Origin of the sequence: Paenibacillus bovis (assembly GCF_001421015.2) — a bacterium.
GTDB lineage: Bacteria > Bacillota > Bacilli > Paenibacillales > Paenibacillaceae > Saccharibacillus > Saccharibacillus bovis.
Genome location: NZ_CP013023.1, coordinates 1,586,285 through 1,609,102, shown reverse-complemented (window position 1 = coordinate 1,609,102; position 22,818 = coordinate 1,586,285). Strand labels below are relative to the sequence as shown.

Annotated in this window: 17 protein-coding genes; 4 read left to right on the top strand and 13 right to left on the bottom strand. The window is 47.7% G+C overall.

Annotated features, from left to right (window positions below; translation table 11 throughout):
• Positions 1 to 228: 228 nt before the first annotated feature.
• Positions 229 to 1,239: a potassium channel family protein gene (locus AR543_RS06895; RefSeq protein WP_060532975.1), complete on the bottom strand. Its 1,011-nt coding sequence runs from the start codon at positions 1,237 to 1,239 to the stop codon at positions 229 to 231.
• Between the two features lie 234 nt (positions 1,240 to 1,473).
• On the opposite strand from AR543_RS06895, the gene AR543_RS06890 reads away from it, so the two are divergent.
• Entirely contained in the window at positions 1,474 to 2,082 is a 609-nt protein-coding gene (locus tag AR543_RS06890; protein WP_060532973.1) for a TVP38/TMEM64 family protein, read from the top strand.
• Between the two features lie 95 nt (positions 2,083 to 2,177).
• A complete protein-coding gene (locus tag AR543_RS06885; protein WP_060532971.1) occupies positions 2,178 to 2,828 on the top strand; it encodes a TVP38/TMEM64 family protein in 651 nt (216 codons plus the stop codon).
• A 316-nt stretch (positions 2,829 to 3,144) separates the two neighbouring features.
• On the opposite strand, the gene AR543_RS06880 is transcribed toward AR543_RS06885, so the two are convergent.
• Positions 3,145 to 3,903, bottom strand: coding sequence for an MBL fold metallo-hydrolase (locus AR543_RS06880; RefSeq protein WP_060532969.1), 759 nt, complete (start codon positions 3,901 to 3,903; stop codon positions 3,145 to 3,147).
• Positions 3,904 to 4,042: 139 nt separating this feature from the next.
• Between AR543_RS06880 and AR543_RS06875 the strand changes: the two genes are divergently transcribed.
• Positions 4,043 to 4,450, top strand: a complete 408-nt coding sequence (locus tag AR543_RS06875) for an Lrp/AsnC family transcriptional regulator (RefSeq protein ID WP_060532967.1) — start codon at positions 4,043 to 4,045, stop codon at positions 4,448 to 4,450.
• 349 nt (positions 4,451 to 4,799) lie between these two features.
• Here the strand turns inward: AR543_RS06875 and AR543_RS06870 are convergent, their stop codons facing one another.
• The 8 genes from AR543_RS06870 to AR543_RS06835 all read right to left on the bottom strand — a co-directional run bounded on the left by AR543_RS06870 (position 4,800) and on the right by AR543_RS06835 (position 14,250).
• Entirely contained in the window at positions 4,800 to 6,413 is a 1,614-nt protein-coding gene (locus AR543_RS06870) for a gamma-glutamyltransferase family protein (RefSeq protein WP_060532965.1), read from the bottom strand.
• A gap of 262 nt (positions 6,414 to 6,675) precedes the next feature.
• Positions 6,676 to 7,242, bottom strand: coding sequence for a type 4a pilus biogenesis protein PilO (gene pilO / locus AR543_RS06865; protein WP_060532963.1), 567 nt, complete (start codon positions 7,240 to 7,242; stop codon positions 6,676 to 6,678).
• Entirely contained in the window at positions 7,226 to 8,833 is a 1,608-nt protein-coding gene (gene pilM / locus AR543_RS06860) for a pilus assembly protein PilM (protein WP_060532961.1), read from the bottom strand. Before pilM ends, pilO begins: the two co-directional genes overlap by 17 nt.
• Positions 8,834 to 8,849: 16 nt before the next feature.
• Positions 8,850 to 9,605 (bottom strand): prepilin peptidase, encoded by a 756-nt coding sequence (locus AR543_RS06855; protein ID WP_060532959.1) that lies wholly within the window; start codon positions 9,603 to 9,605, stop codon positions 8,850 to 8,852.
• Positions 9,606 to 9,717: 112 nt separating this feature from the next.
• Positions 9,718 to 10,218 carry a type II secretion system protein gene (locus AR543_RS06850; RefSeq protein WP_060532956.1) on the bottom strand — a complete coding sequence of 167 codons (501 nt, stop codon included), beginning with the start codon at positions 10,216 to 10,218 and terminating at the stop codon, positions 9,718 to 9,720.
• A gap of 60 nt (positions 10,219 to 10,278) precedes the next feature.
• Complete coding sequence (locus tag AR543_RS06845; protein ID WP_060532953.1) at positions 10,279 to 11,484, bottom strand: type II secretion system F family protein; 1,206 nt, start codon at positions 11,482 to 11,484, stop codon at positions 10,279 to 10,281.
• The gene (locus AR543_RS06840) at positions 11,484 to 12,533 is read right to left on the bottom strand and encodes a type IV pilus twitching motility protein PilT (RefSeq protein ID WP_060532951.1); all 1,050 of its coding nucleotides are present in this window, start codon (positions 12,531 to 12,533) and stop codon (positions 11,484 to 11,486) included. The genes AR543_RS06845 and AR543_RS06840 overlap by 1 nt, the downstream gene beginning before the upstream one ends.
• A 52-nt stretch (positions 12,534 to 12,585) precedes the next feature.
• On the bottom strand, positions 12,586 to 14,250 hold the full coding sequence (locus AR543_RS06835; RefSeq protein WP_060532950.1) for a GspE/PulE family protein: 1,665 nt from the start codon (positions 14,248 to 14,250) through the stop codon (positions 12,586 to 12,588).
• A 343-nt stretch (positions 14,251 to 14,593) separates the two neighbouring features.
• Here AR543_RS06835 and AR543_RS06830 point away from each other — a divergent pair, with 343 nt between their 5' ends.
• A complete protein-coding gene (locus AR543_RS06830; RefSeq protein ID WP_060532948.1) occupies positions 14,594 to 19,243 on the top strand; it encodes a DUF5057 domain-containing protein in 4,650 nt (1,549 codons plus the stop codon).
• A 190-nt stretch (positions 19,244 to 19,433) separates the two neighbouring features.
• On the opposite strand, the gene AR543_RS06825 is transcribed toward AR543_RS06830, so the two are convergent.
• From AR543_RS06825 to AR543_RS06815, 3 genes are read right to left on the bottom strand one after another with little or no spacing between them, the layout of a single operon-like run.
• Positions 19,434 to 21,338, bottom strand: coding sequence for a hypothetical protein (locus tag AR543_RS06825; RefSeq protein WP_060532945.1), 1,905 nt, complete (start codon positions 21,336 to 21,338; stop codon positions 19,434 to 19,436).
• A 45-nt stretch (positions 21,339 to 21,383) separates the two neighbouring features.
• Complete coding sequence (locus AR543_RS06820; protein WP_060532943.1) at positions 21,384 to 22,040, bottom strand: type II secretion system protein; 657 nt, start codon at positions 22,038 to 22,040, stop codon at positions 21,384 to 21,386.
• On the bottom strand, positions 22,024 to 22,605 hold the full coding sequence (locus tag AR543_RS06815; protein WP_060532941.1) for a type II secretion system protein: 582 nt from the start codon (positions 22,603 to 22,605) through the stop codon (positions 22,024 to 22,026). The genes AR543_RS06820 and AR543_RS06815 overlap by 17 nt, the downstream gene beginning before the upstream one ends.
• Between the last annotated feature and the right edge of the window lie 213 nt (positions 22,606 to 22,818).

Below are 22,818 nucleotides of genomic sequence, written 5' to 3'. Positions count from 1 at the left end.
TATATACGGAAATGGAAGTCAGCACAATTGCATTACTTGGGCAAACCGAATATCTGCCACTATCTGAATAACCGCCTGTGCTTCATTCGTTCTGCTATTGATCCTATACCCCTTTATACCGCTCCTGAAAGGACAAAATGCTTGCAGATCCGTTCGTCTCCATATTCTTATTCAATAACGCAAACGACTACTCATTTGCGCTTACTTTCCAGCATCTGGCGCATAGGTTCAGCCGGCAATTTTGCGATACGTCTCATCATCACACAGTATGAATAACCGGGCTTCGGCCGGGATCGGCTCGGACAGCTTGCGGTTGATTGTCATATCATTACGGTCGCTGATCAGCGTCGCTCCCATGGATAGCAGCTCATGAAAAGCATCCCCGTATGTTTTCCATTCCGGCCGTAGGGCGATCGGGAACAAATCCTCGCCATAACGTCGATTCAGCAGCTGGTTAATAATATCATTGTTGCCTTCATTCAACGCTGAACGTACCGCCAGTCGGGAGATGGCATCATGAGACAGTACGAATTCATTAATATGAATATGATGAAAATTCTTGATATGGTTCTCCAGCATAATCTCTACTGTAGTATGTACATGGGAAGACATTCGTTCAATACTGGAAGCAATCAGCAGCGATTTGCCATCTACCAGCGAGGCATCGTCAATCCGGGAATCCGCGAAAATAATAGCTGACTGCGCCTGTTGGATATTCGCCTGGTTCAGTGTTTCTTCCCGTGTCGGATCTCCATGCACATAATGGACCTGTGGATGGTCATACGGATGCTTTTCCAGTTCATCGATAATAATAATATCCAGCTCCGGATTACTGGAAAACAGTTCATCAATCGCATACTGTGCTTTTTTGCTCCAGTTAATAATGATTACGTGATTTTTGCCGGTATAAGCCAATTTGCCCGCTTCCTTTCTGCGATTATATTCTCCAAGCGAATCGATAATTTTGCCGATAATCAGACTGAGCAGCCCGATTCCAAAGATATACAGGAAAATCGTAAAAATCTTGCCCGCGATCGACTCCATAAAATAATCGCCGTATCCTACCGTTGCCATCGTCGTCAGTACCCAGTACAGTGCATTGAACCAATGGGTAAATGTAGCCGGCTCCAGCAAATAAGCAATAGTCGAACTGAGCAGTACGAACAGAATGGTCGTCGCTGCCAGCACAGATTTGCGCATCCTCAGCAGTTTGCGGGATATTTTGATAATGATATGCATGCTGTTTTTTCTCCTTTCGGCTATCTGTGCGGATCTCTGTGCCGATCACCCCTTTTGTCATCAGCAGCTAACGATGATACGCTTGTCCCTGATAAAAGATGCCTTTCTATCCATAGAATCAACCGTAATTGTAAGCATTTACTTTCATAAAATATCATGATATCTCATTCTAGGGCTACACATATTGTTATAATACATAAAAATGACCCTGTGACCTGAAAGGATATACGCGCTATGGATATATCGGAACTGCTATCTGCTATTAACGAGGAAAATCTGAGACGCTGGATGAACGAATACCGGTCGCTCGGTCCGCTAATCAGTATTTTAATTCCTTTTCTCAAATCATTTATTCCGCCGATGCCTACGATTGTGGTGCTGGGTGTCAATGCTGCTGTCTATGGACTGTGGATGGGTTTCCTGTATTCGTATATCGGTATTATCGGCGGCTCACTTACTGCCTTTTTGCTGATTCGCAAGCTCTCCCAGCATCGCTATCTATCAAGGATAGTACAGCGTCCAAGGGTGCAGCGTACGCGCCGCTGGGTCAGGGATAACGGGTTCAATTATGTGTTTTTGCTCAGTCTGTTCCCGGTCGGTCCATTCACGCTGCTCAATCTGGCTGCCGGACTCAGTGGCATCCGTTTTCGCTCGTTCCTGATCGCGATTCTGTTTGGACGGGGTGTCATGGTATTTGCAGTATCGTTTATTGGAGCGGACTTTGCGCTGTACTGGGAACAGCCCTGGTATCTGGTATGGGTAATTCTGTTTGTTATTGTCTGTCTGGTAATCAGCCGCCGGATCGAAGCCTATTTCAGCCGCAAAGATCCGGATAATATGTAAAAAGATTCTTTTCTGTCCATATCGCTAGGGATGCAGATGGGTAATAACTTATTAAAAATGTTACCCAGCGAACGATGGAGAGAGGATTTGACTGTATGGAAATGACAACACCGCTGCTATCCGCCCTGAATGAACAGGGAATAACGGAGATTATGCAGCAGTACCAGTCGTTCGGCCCCCTGGTCAGCATGCTGCTGGCCTTTCTGATTTCATTTGTACCTCCGCTGCCTACGAGTGTAATTATCGGACTCAACGGAGCTTCCAATGGACTGTGGGCAGGCTTTTTATTTTCATGGATCGGCGTCATGGCAGGGATTCTGACGGTATTCGGTCTGGTGCGGCAGCTATCGCATTATGAATATGTTCAGCGATTCGCCGAACGTAAAAGTATCCGCAAAAGTCTCGAATGGATCGAAAAGAACGGATTTATTTACCTTTTCATGCTCAGTCTGCTGCCGTTTGGCCCGTTTACCATGATGCATATTGCTGCCGGACTGAGCGGCATTCGTTTTCGCTCCTTTCTCACAGCCACTGCGCTTGGCCGGGGGATTATGATTTTCACTGTATCGTATATCGGTTCCGATCTGACCAGCTATCTGGACAATCCATGGCAGCTGATGCCAGTCATCCTGTTCATTGGGCTTGGCTTCCTGATCGCGCGCAAAATGGGTAGCTGGTTTGGACGCCATAACGAGGAAACGGCTGTAGTTGGCGAATTGGAATTAGAGCAGGAACCACAGGGCTGAAAAACCGGATTGTAATGCAGGAAAGCACGATGACTGCGACCCTGTGTGCATACATAATACTATTCTCCCAATAGAATAGGGTTTGCAGTTGGAGAGCCTGTTGATACATGCGGTATGTAGGTGCTGCCTACTTACATACTTCAAACCAAGCCTGTAACCAAAAAGCGAGTAGAAGAATATGAAAAAGAGACCTTGCACAGGTCTCTTTTTGTATGGGCTTGTAACGATTTGTTATGGATTGGCAATACAGATATTTTCCATATACAGATAGTAGATTCGTCTACTGCTTTTTATTCACGTTCTGATTGAACAGCGATCAAAATGTATGGACTTCGCCATCTTGCGGCACCAACAGATAATCGGACATGCCTTTTTCCATAGCATAGCTTTTCAATTCGGTTCGTGATAATGTCCAGTGATTCACAGCCTCCATATGCACCGAGATAATCTGCGCTTCCGGGGCAGCTTGATGTACCGCATAGATATCTTCCTTGCCCATCACGAGCGATCCGCCCTCCAGGAACTGATTGTCTCCGCCGTTCACGACGATCACTTCCGGCTGATACGTATCGATCACTTGCTGTACTGCGCCGTACCAGACGGTGTCACCGGCGATATACAGAGTTTTCTCCTCCGGATGTTTGAGCACAACCCCGCATACCTGACCGGTTCTTTTGAGAATCTCACCGCGGCCATGTTCGCCTTTGGTTTTGATCAGCTGGATTCCCTCGAAAAGTGTGTTTTCGTGCAGTACCTCTACATGGACAAATCCGTCCTGCTTGACCTGCACCGCATCTTCTTCATTTTGGACGAATATTTGAATATCTTTGGGCAGCCATTCCTTGGCGGCAGGATCGTAATGATCCAGATGCAAATGCGTTATGATCACTGCGTCTACGTCGATGATTTCTTTGATCGGTACAGGCAGACCGACCAGCGGATTCATCTGATCATCGCGCTGTGAAGGGGCAAATGGCGGATAGACTCCCTGCTGTGCCAGAAATGGATCAACCAGAAATTTCCGTCCTGCATATTGGATGACCAGTGTAGCGTTGCGAATCAATTGTATATTCATAGATTAGGCTCCTTTATTGTGAAAATGAAGTTTGTGTTTGGCTGTATCTCTATTTTATACTGGGAGCAATTACGGTTTACATGGATACAATCAAGTCTTTGAGCAGTTTGACTTGATTTCTGAAAGGATTGGGAACGATATGGATCAGGTAGACAAGCAGATCATTGAGGAACTATCCCGCAACAGTCGAATCACGATGAAGCAGCTGGGCGAAAAGGTACACCTCACCGGACAGGCTGCTTCCGCCCGGGTAGCGCGGCTGGAAGATCAGGGAATTATCGAAGGTTATACGATCAGGGTAAATCAGGAAAAGGTAGGCTATACGGTTCATGCGTTTATCAGCATTTTCACGCAGAACACGTATCATCAGCCTTATCTATCCTTTTTGAAAACGCAGGAATTGTTTGTGATTCATAATTATAAAATCAGCGGGGACAGTTGCTATTTGCTGGAATGCCAGTTTCCTTCCAATGCGGTGCTGGATCAGTTTCTGGTGGAACTGAATCGGTATGTGAATTATAAGCTGTCAATTGTGATTAACAAATGATCGGTTGAGGGGATTAGAGCAACCGCTTCGGCAAGGGATGGGGCACGTCCTCCGGTTAAGAATGAAGATTCTGAACAACCGCTTGCAGCGGTCGATCTCCATTCTTAAAGGTCGTCCTTTGCCCTATTCCCTTGCCTTCGCTCGGTGCGTTGTTCTACTCGTGTAGCGGTTGAACATATGGCTGCTGAAGTGGCAGTATGTGAGATAGGGATGGCTTGTATTGAATGTAGCCCCAAAAAGCAAGGATAGACACCGGCAATCCATGCCGGCATTTATCCTTGCTTTTTGTTTTTGTTCTTATTTGTACAGTGCTGCTAGTATTGTTAGTAATAGTGAAAAGGGTTAAAAGTCACCAGGAAGCGATAGCTCCGTCTGTGCGCATTTCGGTACCGCCGATCAGGACGCCGGTGTGTTCATCGCGGAGGATAATTTGACCTCGTCCAAAGCTGCCGGTACTGTTGGCGCGGCGGATCTGGTGACCCATGCGCATTAGACTCTGAGCGAGATGATCGGGAAAGCCCGGTTCCACTTCAATCACTTTGTCCTCCAGCCACTGCCATCTTGGTGCATCCAGTGCAGCCTGCGGATTCAGCTTGAAGTCGATCATGTTCATTACGACCTGCACATGTCCTTGGGGCTGCATGAATCCGCCCATAACACCAAATGGGCCGATCGGTTTGCTGTCTTTGGTCAGGAAGCCGGGAATAATCGTGTGATAGGTTTTTTTGCCCGGTTCCAGACGGTTGTCATGAGCCGGATCGAGGGAAAAGGAATGACCACGGTTCTGCATGGCAATACCTGTTCCCGGAATGACAATGCCGGAGCCAAAGCCCATGTAATTACTCTGAATATAGGACACCATATTGCCTTCGCTATCCGCTGTCGCCAGATAGACCGTGCCACCTGCCTGCGGCTGGCCAGGCTGCGGCTCAAGCGCTTCATCTCCAATCAGTGCACGCCTCGCAGCAGCATAGGTGTCCGACAATAAATGCTCGGCTCGTGTCGTCATTTTGTCTTCCTGGGTGATATATTTGAGTCCATCACTGAATGCCAGCTTGATCGCTTCGAATTGCTTATGGTGAGTATCGACTGTATCACGGTCGGTGAAGTCGTAACCTTTGAGAATATTAAGCGCCATTAGGGCGATTAGTCCCTGACCTGCCGGTGGAATCTCCCATACATCATAGCCGCGGTAATTGACCGAGATCGGATCTACCCATTCCGGTGTAAAAGCAGCCAGGTCTTCTTTGCGTAGAAATCCACCGTACTGACTTGAATGCGCATCAATCTGCTCGGCCAGTTCTCCACGGTAAAAGGATTCTGCTCCGGTCTCTGCAATACTGCGGAGTGTCGCTGCATGACCGGGAGATCGCCACATTTCCCCGATCCGTGGAGCACGTCCATCCGGTGCAAAGGTATCAAACCAACTGCGGTATTCCTCACCCGACAGGATATCCGAAAACCGCCTGTAAGCGAGCTGCCAGTAGTGACCGAGCGTTGGAGAGATCGGAAACCCCTGCTCGGCATAGTCGATAGCTGGCTGCAGCACTTCGCTCAGCGGCAGCTTGCCAAAACGATCCGATAAAGATTGCCATGCTGCAGGAGCACCCGGCACCGTAACTGGTGTCCAGCCATAAGTCGGTATTTTCTCATGTCCGGCAGCCTGTACGGCCTCTATGGAAATAGATGCTGGCGCCGGACCATTGGCATTCAATCCATGCAGTCGGTCTTTGGTCCAGACGATGGCAAAAGCATCTCCACCGATTCCGTTGGACGTTGGTTCCACCACCGTAAGACAGGCAGCTGTAGCAATCGCGGCATCGATCGCGTTGCCGCCTTTGCGGAGAATATCCAGACCGGCCTGAGCAGCCAGCGGCTGGGAAGTAGCCACCATTCCATTGCGTGCATAGACAGAATGCCGCTGGGATGGATAAGGATGGGATAACGGGTCATAGGATAGCATGATGGGATACCTCCATTTGATTAGGATAATGAGTACGGACGAAATGGGCTGGGACAATATGGATAAATTATAACCTAACGTCATAGATCTGGTGTATATGGAGCAGAATCAGTTTCTCTCTACTTCACAGCTTCTAATACTATATATTCAGCATAAAAAAGAGCTTTGCTATTACGGAAAGATATTAATCTTCTCTCTTCCGCATAGCAAAGCTCTTGGTCTATACAAATTTCATATATTCATAATGGCTGCTAATGGTAAATTATTGAGTGTAGTAAGCAGTAAATACAATTTTAGCGGTAATCGGGGCTGCTGCTTTGCCCGGATTATACGGCTCGTCAAAACTGAACGAATCGACATTGATCAAGCGGGGAAGCTTTTGCAGCTCGTTCAACCAGTTTTTAATTTCGGTATAGCTGCCTTCGACCTGGGCACTCATCTGAATCTGCCCTGCATTGATGGAGAGCTGCTGGGTATTTGTCGCTGCTGCTTGTTCAGTTTCAGAACCTTTTAAAGCAAAAGCGACATCTGTCAGGCGTGCATTGCTTTTCTGACCAATTTGCTGCAAGGACAACAGCAGCTGTTCGCTTTGATCCTGCATTGGCACCGCCTGATCCAGAACTGCCTGATCGGCTGCATGTCCTTTCAGTTCAATCAGCTTCTGATGCAACAGATCATATTCTTGCTGCATCTGCGAGATATTCTGATCATACTGCTCCGTCCGCTCGCTCAGCGGCCGTACTCCCAACATATACACAGCCAGCAGAATAAGAAACAACAGAGCCAGAACAAGCAAAATGGCAGGGCGTGATTTAGTTAGCTGTTCCATTGGCGTCCTCCTTGCCTGCGGCGTTGTTTGTCGTGTTCTGCAAATCGGATGCAGCTCCGCTTCCGCTGCTGTCTGTTGCAGCTGTACCCTGTAAATGAATAGTGTAAATGGCCGAATACACCTGTACCGGAACGACACTCGTCGAGTTAGCCCCTGCCGAAGCATCTCTTGATGCATTATTAATATCCACGGATGCAGCGAAAGGCATGCTTCTCAATTTGACCAGATAGGCGGAAGCATCTGCCAGTGTGCGTACATTAACCGTCAGCTGGATATTGCTGCTGCGGTCAAAGGCAATATTGCGCATTGCTCCTCCGGCAGGCAATGCACTGCGGATCTGTCCAAGTACATTCACGACGTCCATTTTATACTGGATCACAGCATTCATAATCGCCTGGGCACTCGTTCCTCCACTGCCACCGCTGCCATTCAGTTGGTTCAGCTCCAGCTGTACACTGGCATTGGCATCGGTCAGCTGCTGAATCTGCTGCTCTTGCGCAGCAATTTCCGATTTGTAACTGAACCATCCATATAAAGATAGCGCCATCAGCAGTATCCAGACAACAGCTGCACCAATCAGTACATAAGAGGTACGCTGTGTTTTGCGCTCGGGGCGCGGCAGCAAGTTAATAACCTGCTTGCCTTCCCGGCTCAGTGCAGTCCCTGCGGCCATCCGGTAATCATTAAGTTCGGCATCCTGTTCAAAAGCACCGCTGACTGAATAAAAATCGATAGTCAGAATACGCAGATCGGCCAGCGATTCAACCAGTCCTGCTTCCAACATACTGCGTTCCCTTGCCGAACCAGTAACGATAATTTCCTCAATCCGTACAGAGCCATCATGCAGACTATACTGGTAAAAGTTCAGCATACGCGAAACTTCGGCAAGAATATCGCTGATACTGTCCGAAGTAAGCTCTTCTTCCTGTTCCTCGCTATAGTACAGATTTTCCGGTAATGCCAATGTAATCGTCCGCATAAAAACCGGATATCCAGCACGATACATGTAGATGTCCAATACGCGTCCGTTGATCTGCAGCAGCATCGTTTGTGTAAAGGCTAGCTCCTGCTCCAGCATTACGGCGCGTGCCAGTGAAGTTGTAGAAATTTCTACCGAGCTTACCCGCATCCCTGCGGCTTCCAATACGTTCACATAACTTTTGACCAGCTGGCTTGGCGCAGCAAATACGAGCAGATGCGCTTCCAGCTCATCCGTACCGGTAACCAGATAATCATAGACCGGATCTTCAAACGGCAGATGCATACCGGTCTCCACTTCGAGCTGTACCAGCTGGTTGGCCTGTTTGAGTGAAGATAAGGGAATACTCATTGTACGTATCAGAATACGTGAGGGAGGGATCGATAATGCTACTGCTTTGCCTTTGAGCCCTTCGCGGGAGATCCAATCGCGAAGCAGCTGACCCAGTGCTTCCTCATCCTCAATCTGATTCTCAACGATGATGCCTGACGGCAAAGGAAGAAACCGCTTTTGTTCCATTTCCCACTGCTTTTTCTTTTTTAATGAGACATATCGGATACCGGTTTGTTCGATCGAGAGACCCGCATATGACGATGATTTGAATTGAAGCATGTGCAGTCATTTCCTCCTATACAATCAGCGAGAGATACCCGCTTATAATAACTGGACCATATACATAAGCAATCAGCGTACCAACCGCCAGAAAGGGCCCGAACGGAATCGGCTGTTTTTTGCCGCTGCGGCCTGTACAGCGTAGAATCAAGCCGGTCACCAGACCTAGCAGACAAGCTATAAATAGCGCCATCAGCATATTCGGGAACCCAAGTACCCATCCATACAGGGCGAACAGCTTGATATCTCCCATGCCCATTCCACCTTTGCTTGCTATCGCTGCAATCAGTAAAATAACACCTGCCCCGATCCCGCCAGCCAGATGGCTCCATAACGAAGTGACAGGGAACAGCAATACCAATACCAGCAGAACCGGCAGGAAAAAAAGCAGTACCCGGTTCGGAATCTTCATATAATAGATATCGGCTACGGTAATAATAACCGATAGGCTGACCAGTACCATACCGGTAATTGCCTGTGCCGTGAATCCGTATTCCAGATACATCCATAAAAACATCAGCCCGGTCAGCGCCTCCCCGATTGGATACCAGACAGATACAGGTGCCTGACAGTGCCGGCATCTGCCACGGCTCCAGAGGTAACTGAATACCGGTACCATATCCGTTCCCGTCAGCCGTGTTCCGCAGTGCGGACAACGAGAAGGCGGATGAATCACAGACTCTCCTGCCGGAACACGCAGAGCAACCACGTTATAAAAAGATCCCAGTACAAGGCCAAGTATAAGCACATATATGCCGATCAGTATTGTCATTGCGGTTCACAGTCACTTTCCTCTTCAATTTAAACAGGAACCGGGGGCGTATTCCGGTTCCTGTAGGTAGTACATTATGCTTGTATTCTAAATTGAAATATTAAACTATCTCTTAGCTTGTTTTAGCAGGCGTAGTGACAGCATCTTTATTTACACTAAGAACTTTTGCAGCATCATAAGTACCGTCACTAGAAGCACCTTTTGCTCCTGCATTAAGTTTAACCGAAGTCAATTCTCCACTTGTAAATGTAACTACACCTGTAGGATCCAGTGCTGCTTTGGTACTTGGAAGTGTAAGTGTTTTTTCCAGATAACCATTGTCCATCAGTACTTTGATTGTAATTGTTTTTGTAGTTGTGCCAGAACCAAAATCGCCATTTTCTTGGCCAATAACATACATACGAGCAGCATTGTAAACCTGGTTAGCTGTATTCAAATCCGCATTCGTTTTTGAATTGTTGATAATATTGCCAATCAATGGAATAGCGATAACTGCGATGATACCCAGGATAACGATAACAGCCAGGAGCTCGATCAGGGTAAATCCTTTCTCGTCTTTACCCATTGCTTTGAATCCTTTATTGCCAAATGCTTTCAGTTTTGCGCTCAACATTGTTTTTCCCCCAATAATTAAAATGGACTTACAGTCTTGCTATATATAATCGATAGCCGATTATAACGAGTTATACAGGCTGAACATCGGCAGCATAATAGCAGCTACGATGATACCCACGACAGCTGCCAGAAATACGATCAGCAGCGGTTCAATCAGTGACTTCAGACGATCAACGGTGTTCTCTACATCCATTTCATAGAAATCGGCCACCTTGCTAAGCATCTGATCCAGCGCTCCGGTTTCTTCACCGATAGCGATCATCTGGGTGACCATTGGCGGGAACACCCATGCCTTTTTCAGCGGATCGGACAGCGGATTCCCTTTACGCAGCGAATCGCTCGCTTCGTTCAGATACCGCTCAATCACCTTGTTGCCTGCCACTTCAGTGACGATGGATAGCGCCTGCAGTACAGGCACCGAACTGGCATACAATGAGGAGAACGTACGGGAAAATTGGGCGATCGCGCCTTTCTGATTCAATGTACCGAATACCGGCATTTTCAGCTTGGCATAATCGATCCAGTACGCTCCTTTTTCCGATCGCTTCATCATGACAAAAGTGATGATCAGTGCCAGAATGACGATTGCCCAGATATACCACTGGTGCTGGATACTTTTGCTGAGTGCGAGTACGATAACCGTAATCGTCGGCAGCTGGGCATTCATCGATTCAAACATGTCCACAAACTGCGGCACGATAGCCCATAGTAGATACACGGTAACAGCAATAGCCAAAATACCGACCGTTACTGGATAGGCAAGTGCAGATTTGATTTTTTCCTTGGTAACATGCCGTTTCTCAAAATAAACAGCCAGCCGTTCCAGCGTATTCTCCAGATCACCCGATTCTTCACCCGCACGGATCATACTGATAAACAGGCGCGGGAAAATCTTCTGCTGATCCTGAATCGCCTGGGACAGCGATACCCCACGCATCAGGCGGGAATGTACATCCTGCAAAGAGCGGCGCAATATCTTGCTCCCTGTCTGCTCTGCCAGAATGCGGGTTGCATCAAGAATAGTGACACCAGCGCGGATCAGAGTCGCAAACTGGCGGCAGTACACGATAAAATCAATCGTTTTGACCGGATTACCGATATAGATGTCTTTGGTGAGCAGAGTCAGACGCTGTTCTTCGAGTAAAAATACAGTCAGTCCCCGCCGCCGCAGTTCTTCCATGGCAGTCGTTTTGTCGGAAGCGGTCAATGTACCTTTTAGTTCTTTGCCATTAATAGTGCGTACCTGATACTGAAACTGCGGCATCAGACACTCACCTCCGGTAGATACAGCTTGCCGACAACCGGATCAATCCGGCCAGACTGGATCAGATCGCGAATACTCATTTCCAGTGTATGCATTCCAGAGCTTCTGCCAGTCTGCATCATGCTGCGGATCTGATGTGTTTTCTCCGTGCGGATCAAATTGGCAATCGCCGGTGTATTGATCAGAATCTCGGTCGCACAAGCGCGTCCACGGCTATCCACTGTCGGCAGCAGCCGCTGGGAGATAATAGCTGTCAGCACAGCAGCCAGCTGAATCCGTATCTGTCCCTGCTGATGAGCGGGGAATACGTCGATGATCCGGTCGATCGTCTGCGGTGCATCGCTTGTATGAAGCGTAGCCAGTACGAGATGGCCGGTCTCCGCAGCAGTCACTGCAGCAGATATGGTCTCCAGATCGCGCATTTCTCCAACCAGCATTACATCCGGGTCCTGACGAAGAGCTGCCCGGATACCACTGGCAAAACTAGCTGTATCACTGCCAACCTCACGCTGGTTAACCAGCGATCTTCTATGCGTATGCACATACTCGATTGGATCTTCCAGCGTGACGATATGCCGGGATTGTCGATTATTGATATAACCGATCATCGCAGCCAGTGTCGACGATTTACCACTTCCGGTCGGACCAGTTACCAGAATCAATCCCTGATGTTTTTCGGTCAGATTTTTCAATAACGGGGGCAGACCCAACTGCTCCAGCGTCGGAATCTCGTTTGTGATTCGGCGCGCCGCCAGACTTACGCCGCCCTTTTGCCGGTAAATATTGATCCGGTAACGGGCACTGTCTTCCACCGCATAGGAGAAGTCAATCTCTCCCGCTTGCTCAAAAGTGCTAAAACGTTCTTCGCCCAGCAGCTGTTTTGCCATCGCCTGTATGGCTGCCGGTGTCAGTACTTCTTCCCCCTGATTGCCTAGCTGGCCATGAATGCGCATCACCGGCGCTGAACCGGCGGACAGATGTAAATCGGAGGCATTCAGCGCAACCATCTGCTGCAGCATACTGCGAATATCGTAGTGTGTATTATTCATAACATTAAATTCCCCCTCATCCGCTACCCGTCTGTCCGGATGCCACTCCCTGTTAATAGGCTACGGTCTCGCGCATGACTTCCTGAATGCTTGTAATACCTTCGCCTACTTTACGCAGACCGTCCTCCATCAGAGTAATCATCTGCTGTTCCTTGGCCGCATTACGAATTGTTTCTACCGAGGAACCGAGCGAGATAATTTCACGCATCTGTCGATCAATCCGCAGTACTTCATGAATTGCTACCCGCCCACGATAACCAGTATGATTACAGTTACCGCAGCCTTTGCCACGCTGCAGTCGTTCAGTAGAAATACCATGGCTCTCCAGCAAAATGGCTTCTTGTTCTGTCGGCTCATAGGTCTGTCTGCAATCTGGACAGACCCGGCGCACCAGACGCTGAGAGACAATACCCAGCAGCGAAGATGCGATCAGATAAGGCTCGACACCCATATCCTGTAGACGAAGCACAGTGCTCACGGCATCATTCGTATGCAAAGTGGACAACACCAGGTGACCGGTTAGTGAAGCCCGAATCGCAATCTCGGCCGTTTCATTATCACGGATTTCACCGACCATGATAATATTCGGATCCTGACGCAAAATCGAACGCAGTCCCGATGCGAATGTCAGCCCGATACCGGGATTAACCTGTACCTGGTTAATGCCTTCCAGCTGATATTCCACCGGATCTTCAACCGTAATAATATTGGAGCTCTCTACATTCAGTACATTCAGTGCAGAATAGAGCGTAGTCGTTTTTCCGCTTCCTGTCGGTCCCGTAATAAGCAGAATGCCATACGGATGTTCGATCATTTCCCGGAAAGCAACGGAATTATAATCACCAAAACCAAGCTGTTCAATCGGCTTGACGCCAGTGCTCAGATCGAGCAGACGCATAACGATTTTCTCGCCATGCATGGTAGGCAGAGAAGACACGCGAATATCGATCATTTTTAGATCTACCTGCATTTTGATCCGTCCATCCTGCGGCAGCCGACGCTCGGCGATATTCAGACGGGCCATAATTTTCAGACGGGCGGTCACAAAGCCTTGCATCTGCTTGGGCAGATGACGCTCTGTACGCAGCAGTCCATCGATCCGGTAACGTATAGCCACATCGTTCTCGCTTGGATCGATATGAATATCCGAAGCGCGCAAATGGGCAGCCTGCTGAATCATCTGGTTAACCAACCGTACAACCGGCGAGGATTCATCGGTAATCTCGGTCTCCTCAATCTCTTCGGCGGTTGGTAGCTCGCCCATCATCTGGCTCATCGAATCGCGCAGTCCATAATAATGGGCAATGGCCCGCTGAAGCTCATCCCGGCTGGAAATAGCCGGTTCGATCCGGAAGCCTGTACTCATACGCAGATCTTCTATCGCAAAATAGTCCAGTGGATCGGCCATTGCTACGAGCAGCTTGCTGCCTTCCTTCATAAAAGGCAGTACTTGATACCGCTTGGCCATACTTTCCGGAATGATCTGTGTCACTGCCGGATCAATCTGATATTTAAAAAGATTCACATGCGGAATACCCAGCTGAAATTCTAGTACTTCGATCAGCTGCTGCTCGGTAATATATCCCTGAGCGAGCAGTACATCTCCCAGCTTGCGCTTGGATTTGCGCTGTTCTTCCAGTGCCTCATTCAGCTGCTCCTGGGAAATCAGACCGTTTTCATAAAGAAGGTCACCCAGCTTTTTCTTCATAATCTTCATGCTTTGCTTCAACTCCAGCGTGCAAAATGGAAGAATCAGGATACTATAATCACATTATCGGTAACAGAATATTCTACTTAATACTAAAAACAAAATTAACATATATTTCATTTTCTTCCTTTTATCACCCTACAGTCGGCTGTTATACCATAAACCTTTGCATGACAGGATTTTTCGTTATTACGCTTGTATACGATCCACATATTTTTTTGGCAAACTTAATGAATACGCGTTCACAAACTACTAAAAAATACCGATATACTAATTAACTTTCTGCTTTATTTATCGGAATCTTGCTGTACAAAATTTACATTTTAAGCGAATAAATTGGAGGCAATGTTAGATGACGCCCAAAAAACGAAGATTTACGCTTGTACTTCTGCTGATCGGACTACTGAGTATTCCGCTGATTCACATGATGGCAGGAGCATCCACTCCGTATCAAATCAGGATTCTGGAGATTAACGATAACGGGGATTTTGCGCTGAGTACACAGCTGCAAGGGACATCTAATGTCACGGTAACTACAATGCGCATGAAGCAGTTTGTCGCTCTTCGTGAAGACCTGGATGGCAAATATGATGCCATTTATATCGGTAAAGGAACCTATAGTACCGCCGGTGTCAGCGGCCAGGATCACAACACGGCGGCCGTGATGAACGATATTACACACCTAAAAGCCGATACCATCGTCAACAGCTATATCGCCAAAGGTCTGCCGGTTATTTTACACACGTCTATTCTGAACCAAGCAGCCAACACATCCAAAGCAGCTGATGATCAGCGTATTCTCTACAGTACCTTTGCCAGCTACAACACAACAGCCGGCAAAATGGCCAACGTGTATTTTGTCACCGATGCTACCCTGCCTTCTACCGTTACACAGATCAAGAATACAGGGTCTTCACTATATAAAATGATGACTCAGCGACCACAGTTTGCAATCAGCAGCTCTCCGGTCGATTACAATACGAACAAAGCATTCAGCTACAAAGTCGGTGACCAGTTAAAATTTGCTTTTACCACCGACAATATCGCCAGCTACACTTCTGACAATGTGCGTGCCAATCTGTATCTGAGCGTAGATAAAGTATTACAGATGGGCAACGATGATCTGGTAGCCACCTCTTCATTGAATAGCGCTAACGGTATGCTCAATTATACGCTTCCCAAGGCCTACTCGGGCCTGCTGTACTGGAAGCTGGAAATCGTCAATACTCAATCCGGCAGTACGCTATCCAATTACGCATCTGGCGTTATCCGCTATCAGGATGAGAAGACTATTGTGCGTGTGCTGCAAATTATGCCGTCCGACAATACAAGCAGCAGTCTGCTAAGTGCAACCAATATGGTACAGAGTTATCTGGGTGGTGCTGATTATCAGCTAAATATCAAGCCGATCCAGGTAGCCGAATTTAATACAACGGCTTACAAAAATCTCAATGGTACGTATGATATGCTGATTTTTGGATTCCGAGATGAATACAATCTGTATGCGACTCTGACCGATGCTTCTATCAAAGCAGTCCAAAATTTTGCCGCTTCTGGACAAGCCGTCATGCTAACGCATGACACGATCTATGAATCCTCTTTACAAAGTATCAAAACCAAGCCATGGATCGATGCTTTTCAGACATTGTCCGGGCAGATTGCTCCCAAAACAAACATTGGTCTGAATGCCGTTAATGCTTCTAACAGCACCCAGGTAGTTAATACCGGACTGCTGACTGCCTATCCATTTGATCTCAGCCAAAAGCCTGGAAATACCAACGGTTATGTAGGACAGATCAATACGACGCATGACCAGTACTTTACACTGAATCTAGAAGACCCGGATATTGTGTCCTGGTATAACATTATCGGCAGCAACCGGGATGTGCAGGACAGCTGGAATCATTACTACACGTATTCCAATGGCAATATTACCTATTCCGGTACCGGACATACGAATACCGGTTTCCCGGAATGGGAACAAAAGCTGTTCGTCAATACAATGTACCGGGCTTTTATTGGTTCTAATCATGCGCCAGATATTAGCGTGACTGCTCCGCAGGATGGCAGCAGCAAGCCATCGTATCTGCGCGATCTGGTACTCAGTTATACACCGAATGACTGGGATCTAAAGGACCGTACCCTCTATACGAGTGTCAAATTCAAAGCGAACGGCGCCTATCTGACCGACCTGGAAATCCCGGAGAAAGCAGTCGTTACCGGTCAGACGATCAGTCAGACATTTACCAATCCGCTGCCCAAGGGTGGTTCTCTGCAAATCGAAATTCTCGCTCGTGACAAACAGGGGGCGATTACGACCAAAACAGTTACCCTGGTGATTAACCCGGCCAAAGCAAACCTGCTGACCGAGCGTAAAATCATCAGCGGCGTCGATACAACAACCAACTCGGCTGTGAGCGGCCAGCCGGTATCCCTGCTGTATTCTGTCACACCACAGACCATTGCCTATAGCTCGGTTAGTAGTGAGGAACAGGGATTTGCCCACATGGCTGTATCGGATATTCTGTATACCGAGACACTGCCACCGAATCTGGAAATTGATAAAGCTAGTTTGCCCAAAGGCATGACTTACACCGGTACTGCAGCAACCGGCTATACGCTGTCGATGCCTATGGCAGATATCGCTTATAGCCTGACAAGCACTAACGGCGTGCAGTCCTATACTCCAGACAAAGCCGATCCGGTCACATTCAAGCTCAATGTAACGCCAACCGCCAAGGGGGCTTATAATCTACTGAATGCCAAGCTGGCCTTTAATGATATTCACGGTACCAATATACTGGGTACCGCCGGTAATTATAATTTCTTTATCAAAAACGATATCAAAATGGATGCCTCTGGCTTTTCCAGTGAAGGCAAAATGGCTGGTGGCGGCAATGTGACGTTGAATGGTGGATTCAATATCGGCAGCAAGCTGACCAATACGACTGGCAGTACACCGGTGTTGATTGCTGGTGGCAATCTGGACGCAGGTACCAACGGCGGATCGGTACAGAACGGGGTTGCTGTATATGGCGGTACATTTACCGGACCTGTGTACAAAACGTATACAGCTGTTCCCGGTAAGCCGATCGACTTTACGACAGCATTTACCAAGCTGACGAACGTATCCAGCCAGGTCGCTGCTCTGACAGTCAATGGCATGACCAAAACAGAATATGGCAATCTCTCTCTGACGGGTATCGATCCATCATTGAACGTATTCAATGTATCCGGCAGCGATATCAGCAGCACCAATTCATTAAGTATCAATGTACCGAAAAATTCTACTGTGATCGTTAACGTTAGCGGAACTAGTGTCTCCATGCAGGGTGGGCTATCCATTAAGGACACAAACGGTATAGATCTGAATACAGGTCAGGTATTGTTTAATTTCCCGCAGACTAATTCGTTAACGATTGGCAGCATGGGTGTCAAGGGTACTATCCTTGCACCACAGGCAGCTGTCAGTTTTGGCGGCAGTATTCAGGGTACGCTGATCGGTGCTTCCTTGAGCGGCAGAGGAACCGGCGCAGCACTACCGCTGTTTAATGGCAATGTCCCTCTGCCAAACTCCAGCACAGATACCAAGACAACGATTGTGTTCCCGGATATTATCTTCCAGTCCGTAGTTAAAGTAAGCTCACTGAGTCTAAAAGATGAGACTATGCTCGTCGGCGATCAAAAGCTGCTGATTCCTGTAATACTACCGATCGATGCCAATAATAAGGTACTCACCTGGAGCTCCGATAATCCTGCTGTACTCAAAGTAACGCCAAGCGGGGAGACAGCAACAGCTACTGCTATCAGTCCAGGTACCGCACATATCACTATTACAACCACAGACGGCAGCAAGATAACGTATACGTCTACAGTGAATGTGATTCAGCCGGGTCTGGTGATTACCGGGTCACCTACGTTGAATGTTAATGAGCAGAAGACCTATACAGCTGTACTGACACCAGCCAATCCGACGTCTACTGTCAAATGGTCCTTTAAAGATCCGAATGAGAGCAAGGCGACACTGACTGCAGATACTTCGAATCCATGGAATGTCATTATACGCGGTATCTCACCAGGGACGATCACTATGGTCGCTACCGTAACCACGCCTAATGGACGGACGTACACAGCAGAATTGCCGGTTACTATTCCTAATCCACTGCAGCTGAAAATCAACGGTCCAGCGACAACGCCGGTCAGCAAAATGCCGGTCACACTGAGTGTAACTGCTTCACCGGAAAACCTGATGCCCAAGCAGCTGCAATGGTCAATCAGCTCCAGTGCACCGGATGGCGCAGCCAGTCTGCAGACAGGAACGAATGGTACTGCCCAACTGACTGCATTGAAGGAAGGCACTGTTGTCATTACTGTTCAGGGTGATGGCAAAACAGCTACCCATACGCTCGTTATTACGGATGCGCCTGCTCTGAATGGTCCAGCTACCGTGTCTATGGGACAGGTGATCGATCTGACTGCATCACTGGCCTCGGGTACGTTGACCAGTACTAGCTGGTCGCTGTCGGATTCATCAGTAGGCAAAGCCAAAATATTGAGCGGAGCCAATTCTTCCACACTTCAGCTGGGAGGTCTGGTACCGGGTCCGATCACGCTGAATGTAACAATCGGCGGCAAGCCACTGTCAAAAACAATCACTGTCGAGCCGGTAAATCTTACGTTTTTGGCTAATAGACAAAATGCCCGCGATAATCTTCAGATCGGCAATCTTAGCACTTACAATCTGAAGCAGGATCTTGTATTTGCTATCGATCCGAATGAACGATTAGCTGAAGATATCTGGAAAAATGTCGTATTCGGTACCACAGACAAAGATCTGGTTATTCTGAATGCCAGTACCGGACAGCTGACTCCACTCAAAAAGGGAACAGCTACCATTACAGCAACGTACAAAAGCTATCCAACTATCAAGGCTACTACTACTGTCACAATCAAAGATCTCGGCGACAGCAGCGGACCAAGTCAGGATGGCAACCGCTACTAAGCGAATAACCAATCTTTCGGAGTTATAGAAAATCAAGCCGATTAGCAAGGCAGGATGCCTTTTTCCGAATAGTAAATTTCATAACCAAAAAATCCCCCTGCGTTTGACTCTATACGCAGAGGGATTTTTGTTTTTATATTAAACGGGGATCTCTATTAATGGCTAGTAGCTGCAATATCAATGAATTCCCTTATTTGGACGAAGCGATCTGCGGTAGCAGCTGCAGCTTGCCGACACTGATGGTAATCTGATTGACCCGCGGTAAACCAAGTCCTTGATGGGCATATACCGCGTCATTATAAGCAACCTTGAAGCGGCTGGCATTTGAAGTAAATGGAGCAGCAAACGTAATGCGCGGTCCGGAATCATTAGCGTATGCAGCACCGTTAACGGCGTTGACCGTCAGGTTTCCTTTGGCGAAAAAGCCGCCGGTCAGGGCAAATTTGGAACCGACACCGTACAGGGTTGCCTGGCTATCCGTATAGAAAAATCCGGTCAGTTGAGTCGGCTGATCATTATTGAATGAATCAAAACGGTTTAACAGGATAGAGCCTTTGGACATTAATACTACTTCTTTGGCTTCTGCATCCGCTGATTCTTTTAGCCCGGTAATGATCGCGTCTTCCAGCACAGTCGAATATTCGCTGCTGCTGGCGGTTTTCATTACATACAGGGACGAATCCATCGCTACTTTGCCCTTGATGGTGAGCGTGCCGGTTGTAATAATATTGGCTTTGATTGTAATGGGCGTATCACTGGTATTCACAATATTCAGATTGCCATTGACGATAAACCACTGCTGAAAATTTTGAGGTTGTTTATTTTTATATATCAGTTCCTTGAATGTCTGCCCATCCAGTGTCAGATCGCCATCAAAAATGACCGAACTGCTCAGATTGCTTAGACTTTGTATTACACTTTTTCTTCGCTGCTCCTGCTCCTGCTGGGCAGCGGCAATCTGCTCTTCAGTAGCATCCGCTGGCAGCGGAACAGGCTTCAGGCTTAGCTTTGTGATGCTGGCATAAGCCGGATCATTCAGCAGGGAAGTAATAAGTGCTCCGGCATTTTTACTGCTGTCCGGATCAGAAGAATTCGCAGCAGTCTGCCGATAACGTGTCATTAATGCTGCCCGATCTCCCCCGATTGCTGCGGACAACTTATCAATAAACGTATCATCCAGATTGACCTGTACAAATTTCTGACGATTTTTGAAGATTACATTTTCAACCGGAATACCTAGCGCCGTTTGCAGCGCACTTTCTGTTCCTTGCGGATCTCCGTTGACCGGTATGCCCGATTTTAGGATGGTACCGAGGGATTGTACATAAGCATTACCGTTCAGCATCGGATACGTAGTGGACTGTGTCTGGGCAGCTCCCTTGTACATATACTCTGCAATATTGGAGGTACGCAGATAACCTCCAGCGTAAATATTACCGGTAATCGACGGCGCTCCATTCAGAATTAGATTATTTTCCGAGCCAAAGGCATAACGCAAAAACTCCGGGTAACTATCGACCGTTACTTTTTGCTGCAGCTTGCGCTGGATTCCATTTACCCTGGCTTCGGCAGTCAGTGTAATAACGAAGCGTGTACTGGTCTGCTGGGCTGTAGCTATTCCGCTCAGCCACGAGCTATCCGGACCGTCTTGACTAACTGGCACAGATGCTTTTAGCGCCTCCAGTTTGCTTTGAATATCCTTGATTCGATCTGCCAGTTCTTCCGGATTAATATCTCCGGTAAAATTAAGCTGCGAACTGATCGTTGCTACAGCTTCATCCAGCGTTTTCTGGGCCAGATGCAGGCTCTGCACATCGCTCTCTCGCACCTCGGTCAGATAGGCATCCGTCACCGTCAGACGCATTACTGCCAGACCCAGAATCAGCATCATTAGTACAACAAACATAACCATGACCAGCGCCGATCCACTCTCGCTGTGCAGCAGCTTCAGGCGGCGCTTGTACCCTACTGTACGGCTTCTGGCCAGCCGCTCTTCTATAGCCATCCCTTTTTTCTTTTCCATAAGCCAGCCTTTCCCTGCAATATCCTTAATAACTTCCCATTCAGCTATTGCGTGGAAGCGTTCGGTATACATGCTGATTGTTAATTCATACAGCCGACAATTGTACCCTGCATTCTTTTAAAACCCGAAGCTGCTTTCCAGAGTCATCTGCTGATCTTGACCCTGACTGTCATTGGACAGATCTAGCAGCACATTAATAATACCTGTTGTATAAAAGGTACTGCCGTCCTGCGACTGAATCGCGATCGTGGAGCCGCTGTCCAGCTGAAGCCGGTTTTCCAGCACTACAGCTCTCGCCAGATCATCCACACCGTCATGGTTATTATCATGCAGAAGTGATCCCGGTGCAGCATCGGAGGGCAGCTGAAGTCCGGAAGACAGTACTGATTTGTTGACTGCAGCAATCTGCTGCACCTTGCCGATATACAATACACCGCCATAGATATAAATATCCGATATTTCCATATCACCCGCTGGTGAACCGGACAGCTGACTCGCACGCTCCAGCCGGATACCGACCGGGTGGTCTCCACTTGTAATCTGGCGTACCTTTTCCGGTGCAAAATCGTATAGTTGTGTAATAATCGACGAAGTCAGAATATCACCATTCGCACGTAGAATATTTTCTCCATTGATCTGCAAATAACTACGCAGACCGAATACCGCTACTGCATAGATGACCGCTGTCATAATGCCTGTAATCAGCAGGGCAGCCAGCACTTCGATCAACGTAAATCCGTTCTGGCTGCGCAGCCGTTCAACGAATAGTTTCATTGGTAATATATCCCTCCACACTTGTCCCGCTCATGCCATTTTGATGTTCAGGTCCCTGAACGCTGACAACAATCGGCAGCAAATAATTGGTATCATTCTTGATATTCGCGACCGATGCTGGCAAGGCTGCTGCCGATGAAGAAGACATTTTCTGATAACGGATAGTCACCGTATATTTAACTCCGTTTACACTCGGATTCAGTACACGGGCGAGCACTTCCGGGCTGGAATTGGGTACGAGGAAACTGTACTGACTACAGGCGCTCCCGCTCAGGCAGGCCATGCCGGTCACCTCGGATTTATTACTGGTTACAAAATATTGCTTCCAGGCAGCAAAATCCTGCTTTTCCGCATAGACAAGTGCATTACGTGCCAGATTGACCATCACTGTCTTGTTCTCATTGATTTTGCTGTAGGAGAGCGAACTGCTGAAAAAGGTCATCGCCATCATAGCCACCACCGATAAAATCACAATACCTGCCATGACTTCAACGAGTGTAAATCCTTGTTCACGTCTCCAAAAATTTTTGCGCTCCTTATCGACTTTCTGTTTATATCGATTCATTATTCTAATCATCCTCATCAGGAAATATATCTTCTCTACCTATTTCGACTGAATCGGAAAAGAACTTTAGGCTTCATGCCAAACCCGGTTATCACTGTACTTCCAAGGCACTTTGATAACGACAAAAAGAGCCCTGATCAGGATCAGGACTCCCAGATATACCTTTGGCAGACTGCTTCTAACTATTCACAAGCAGGGCGCAATCTTCAAGGC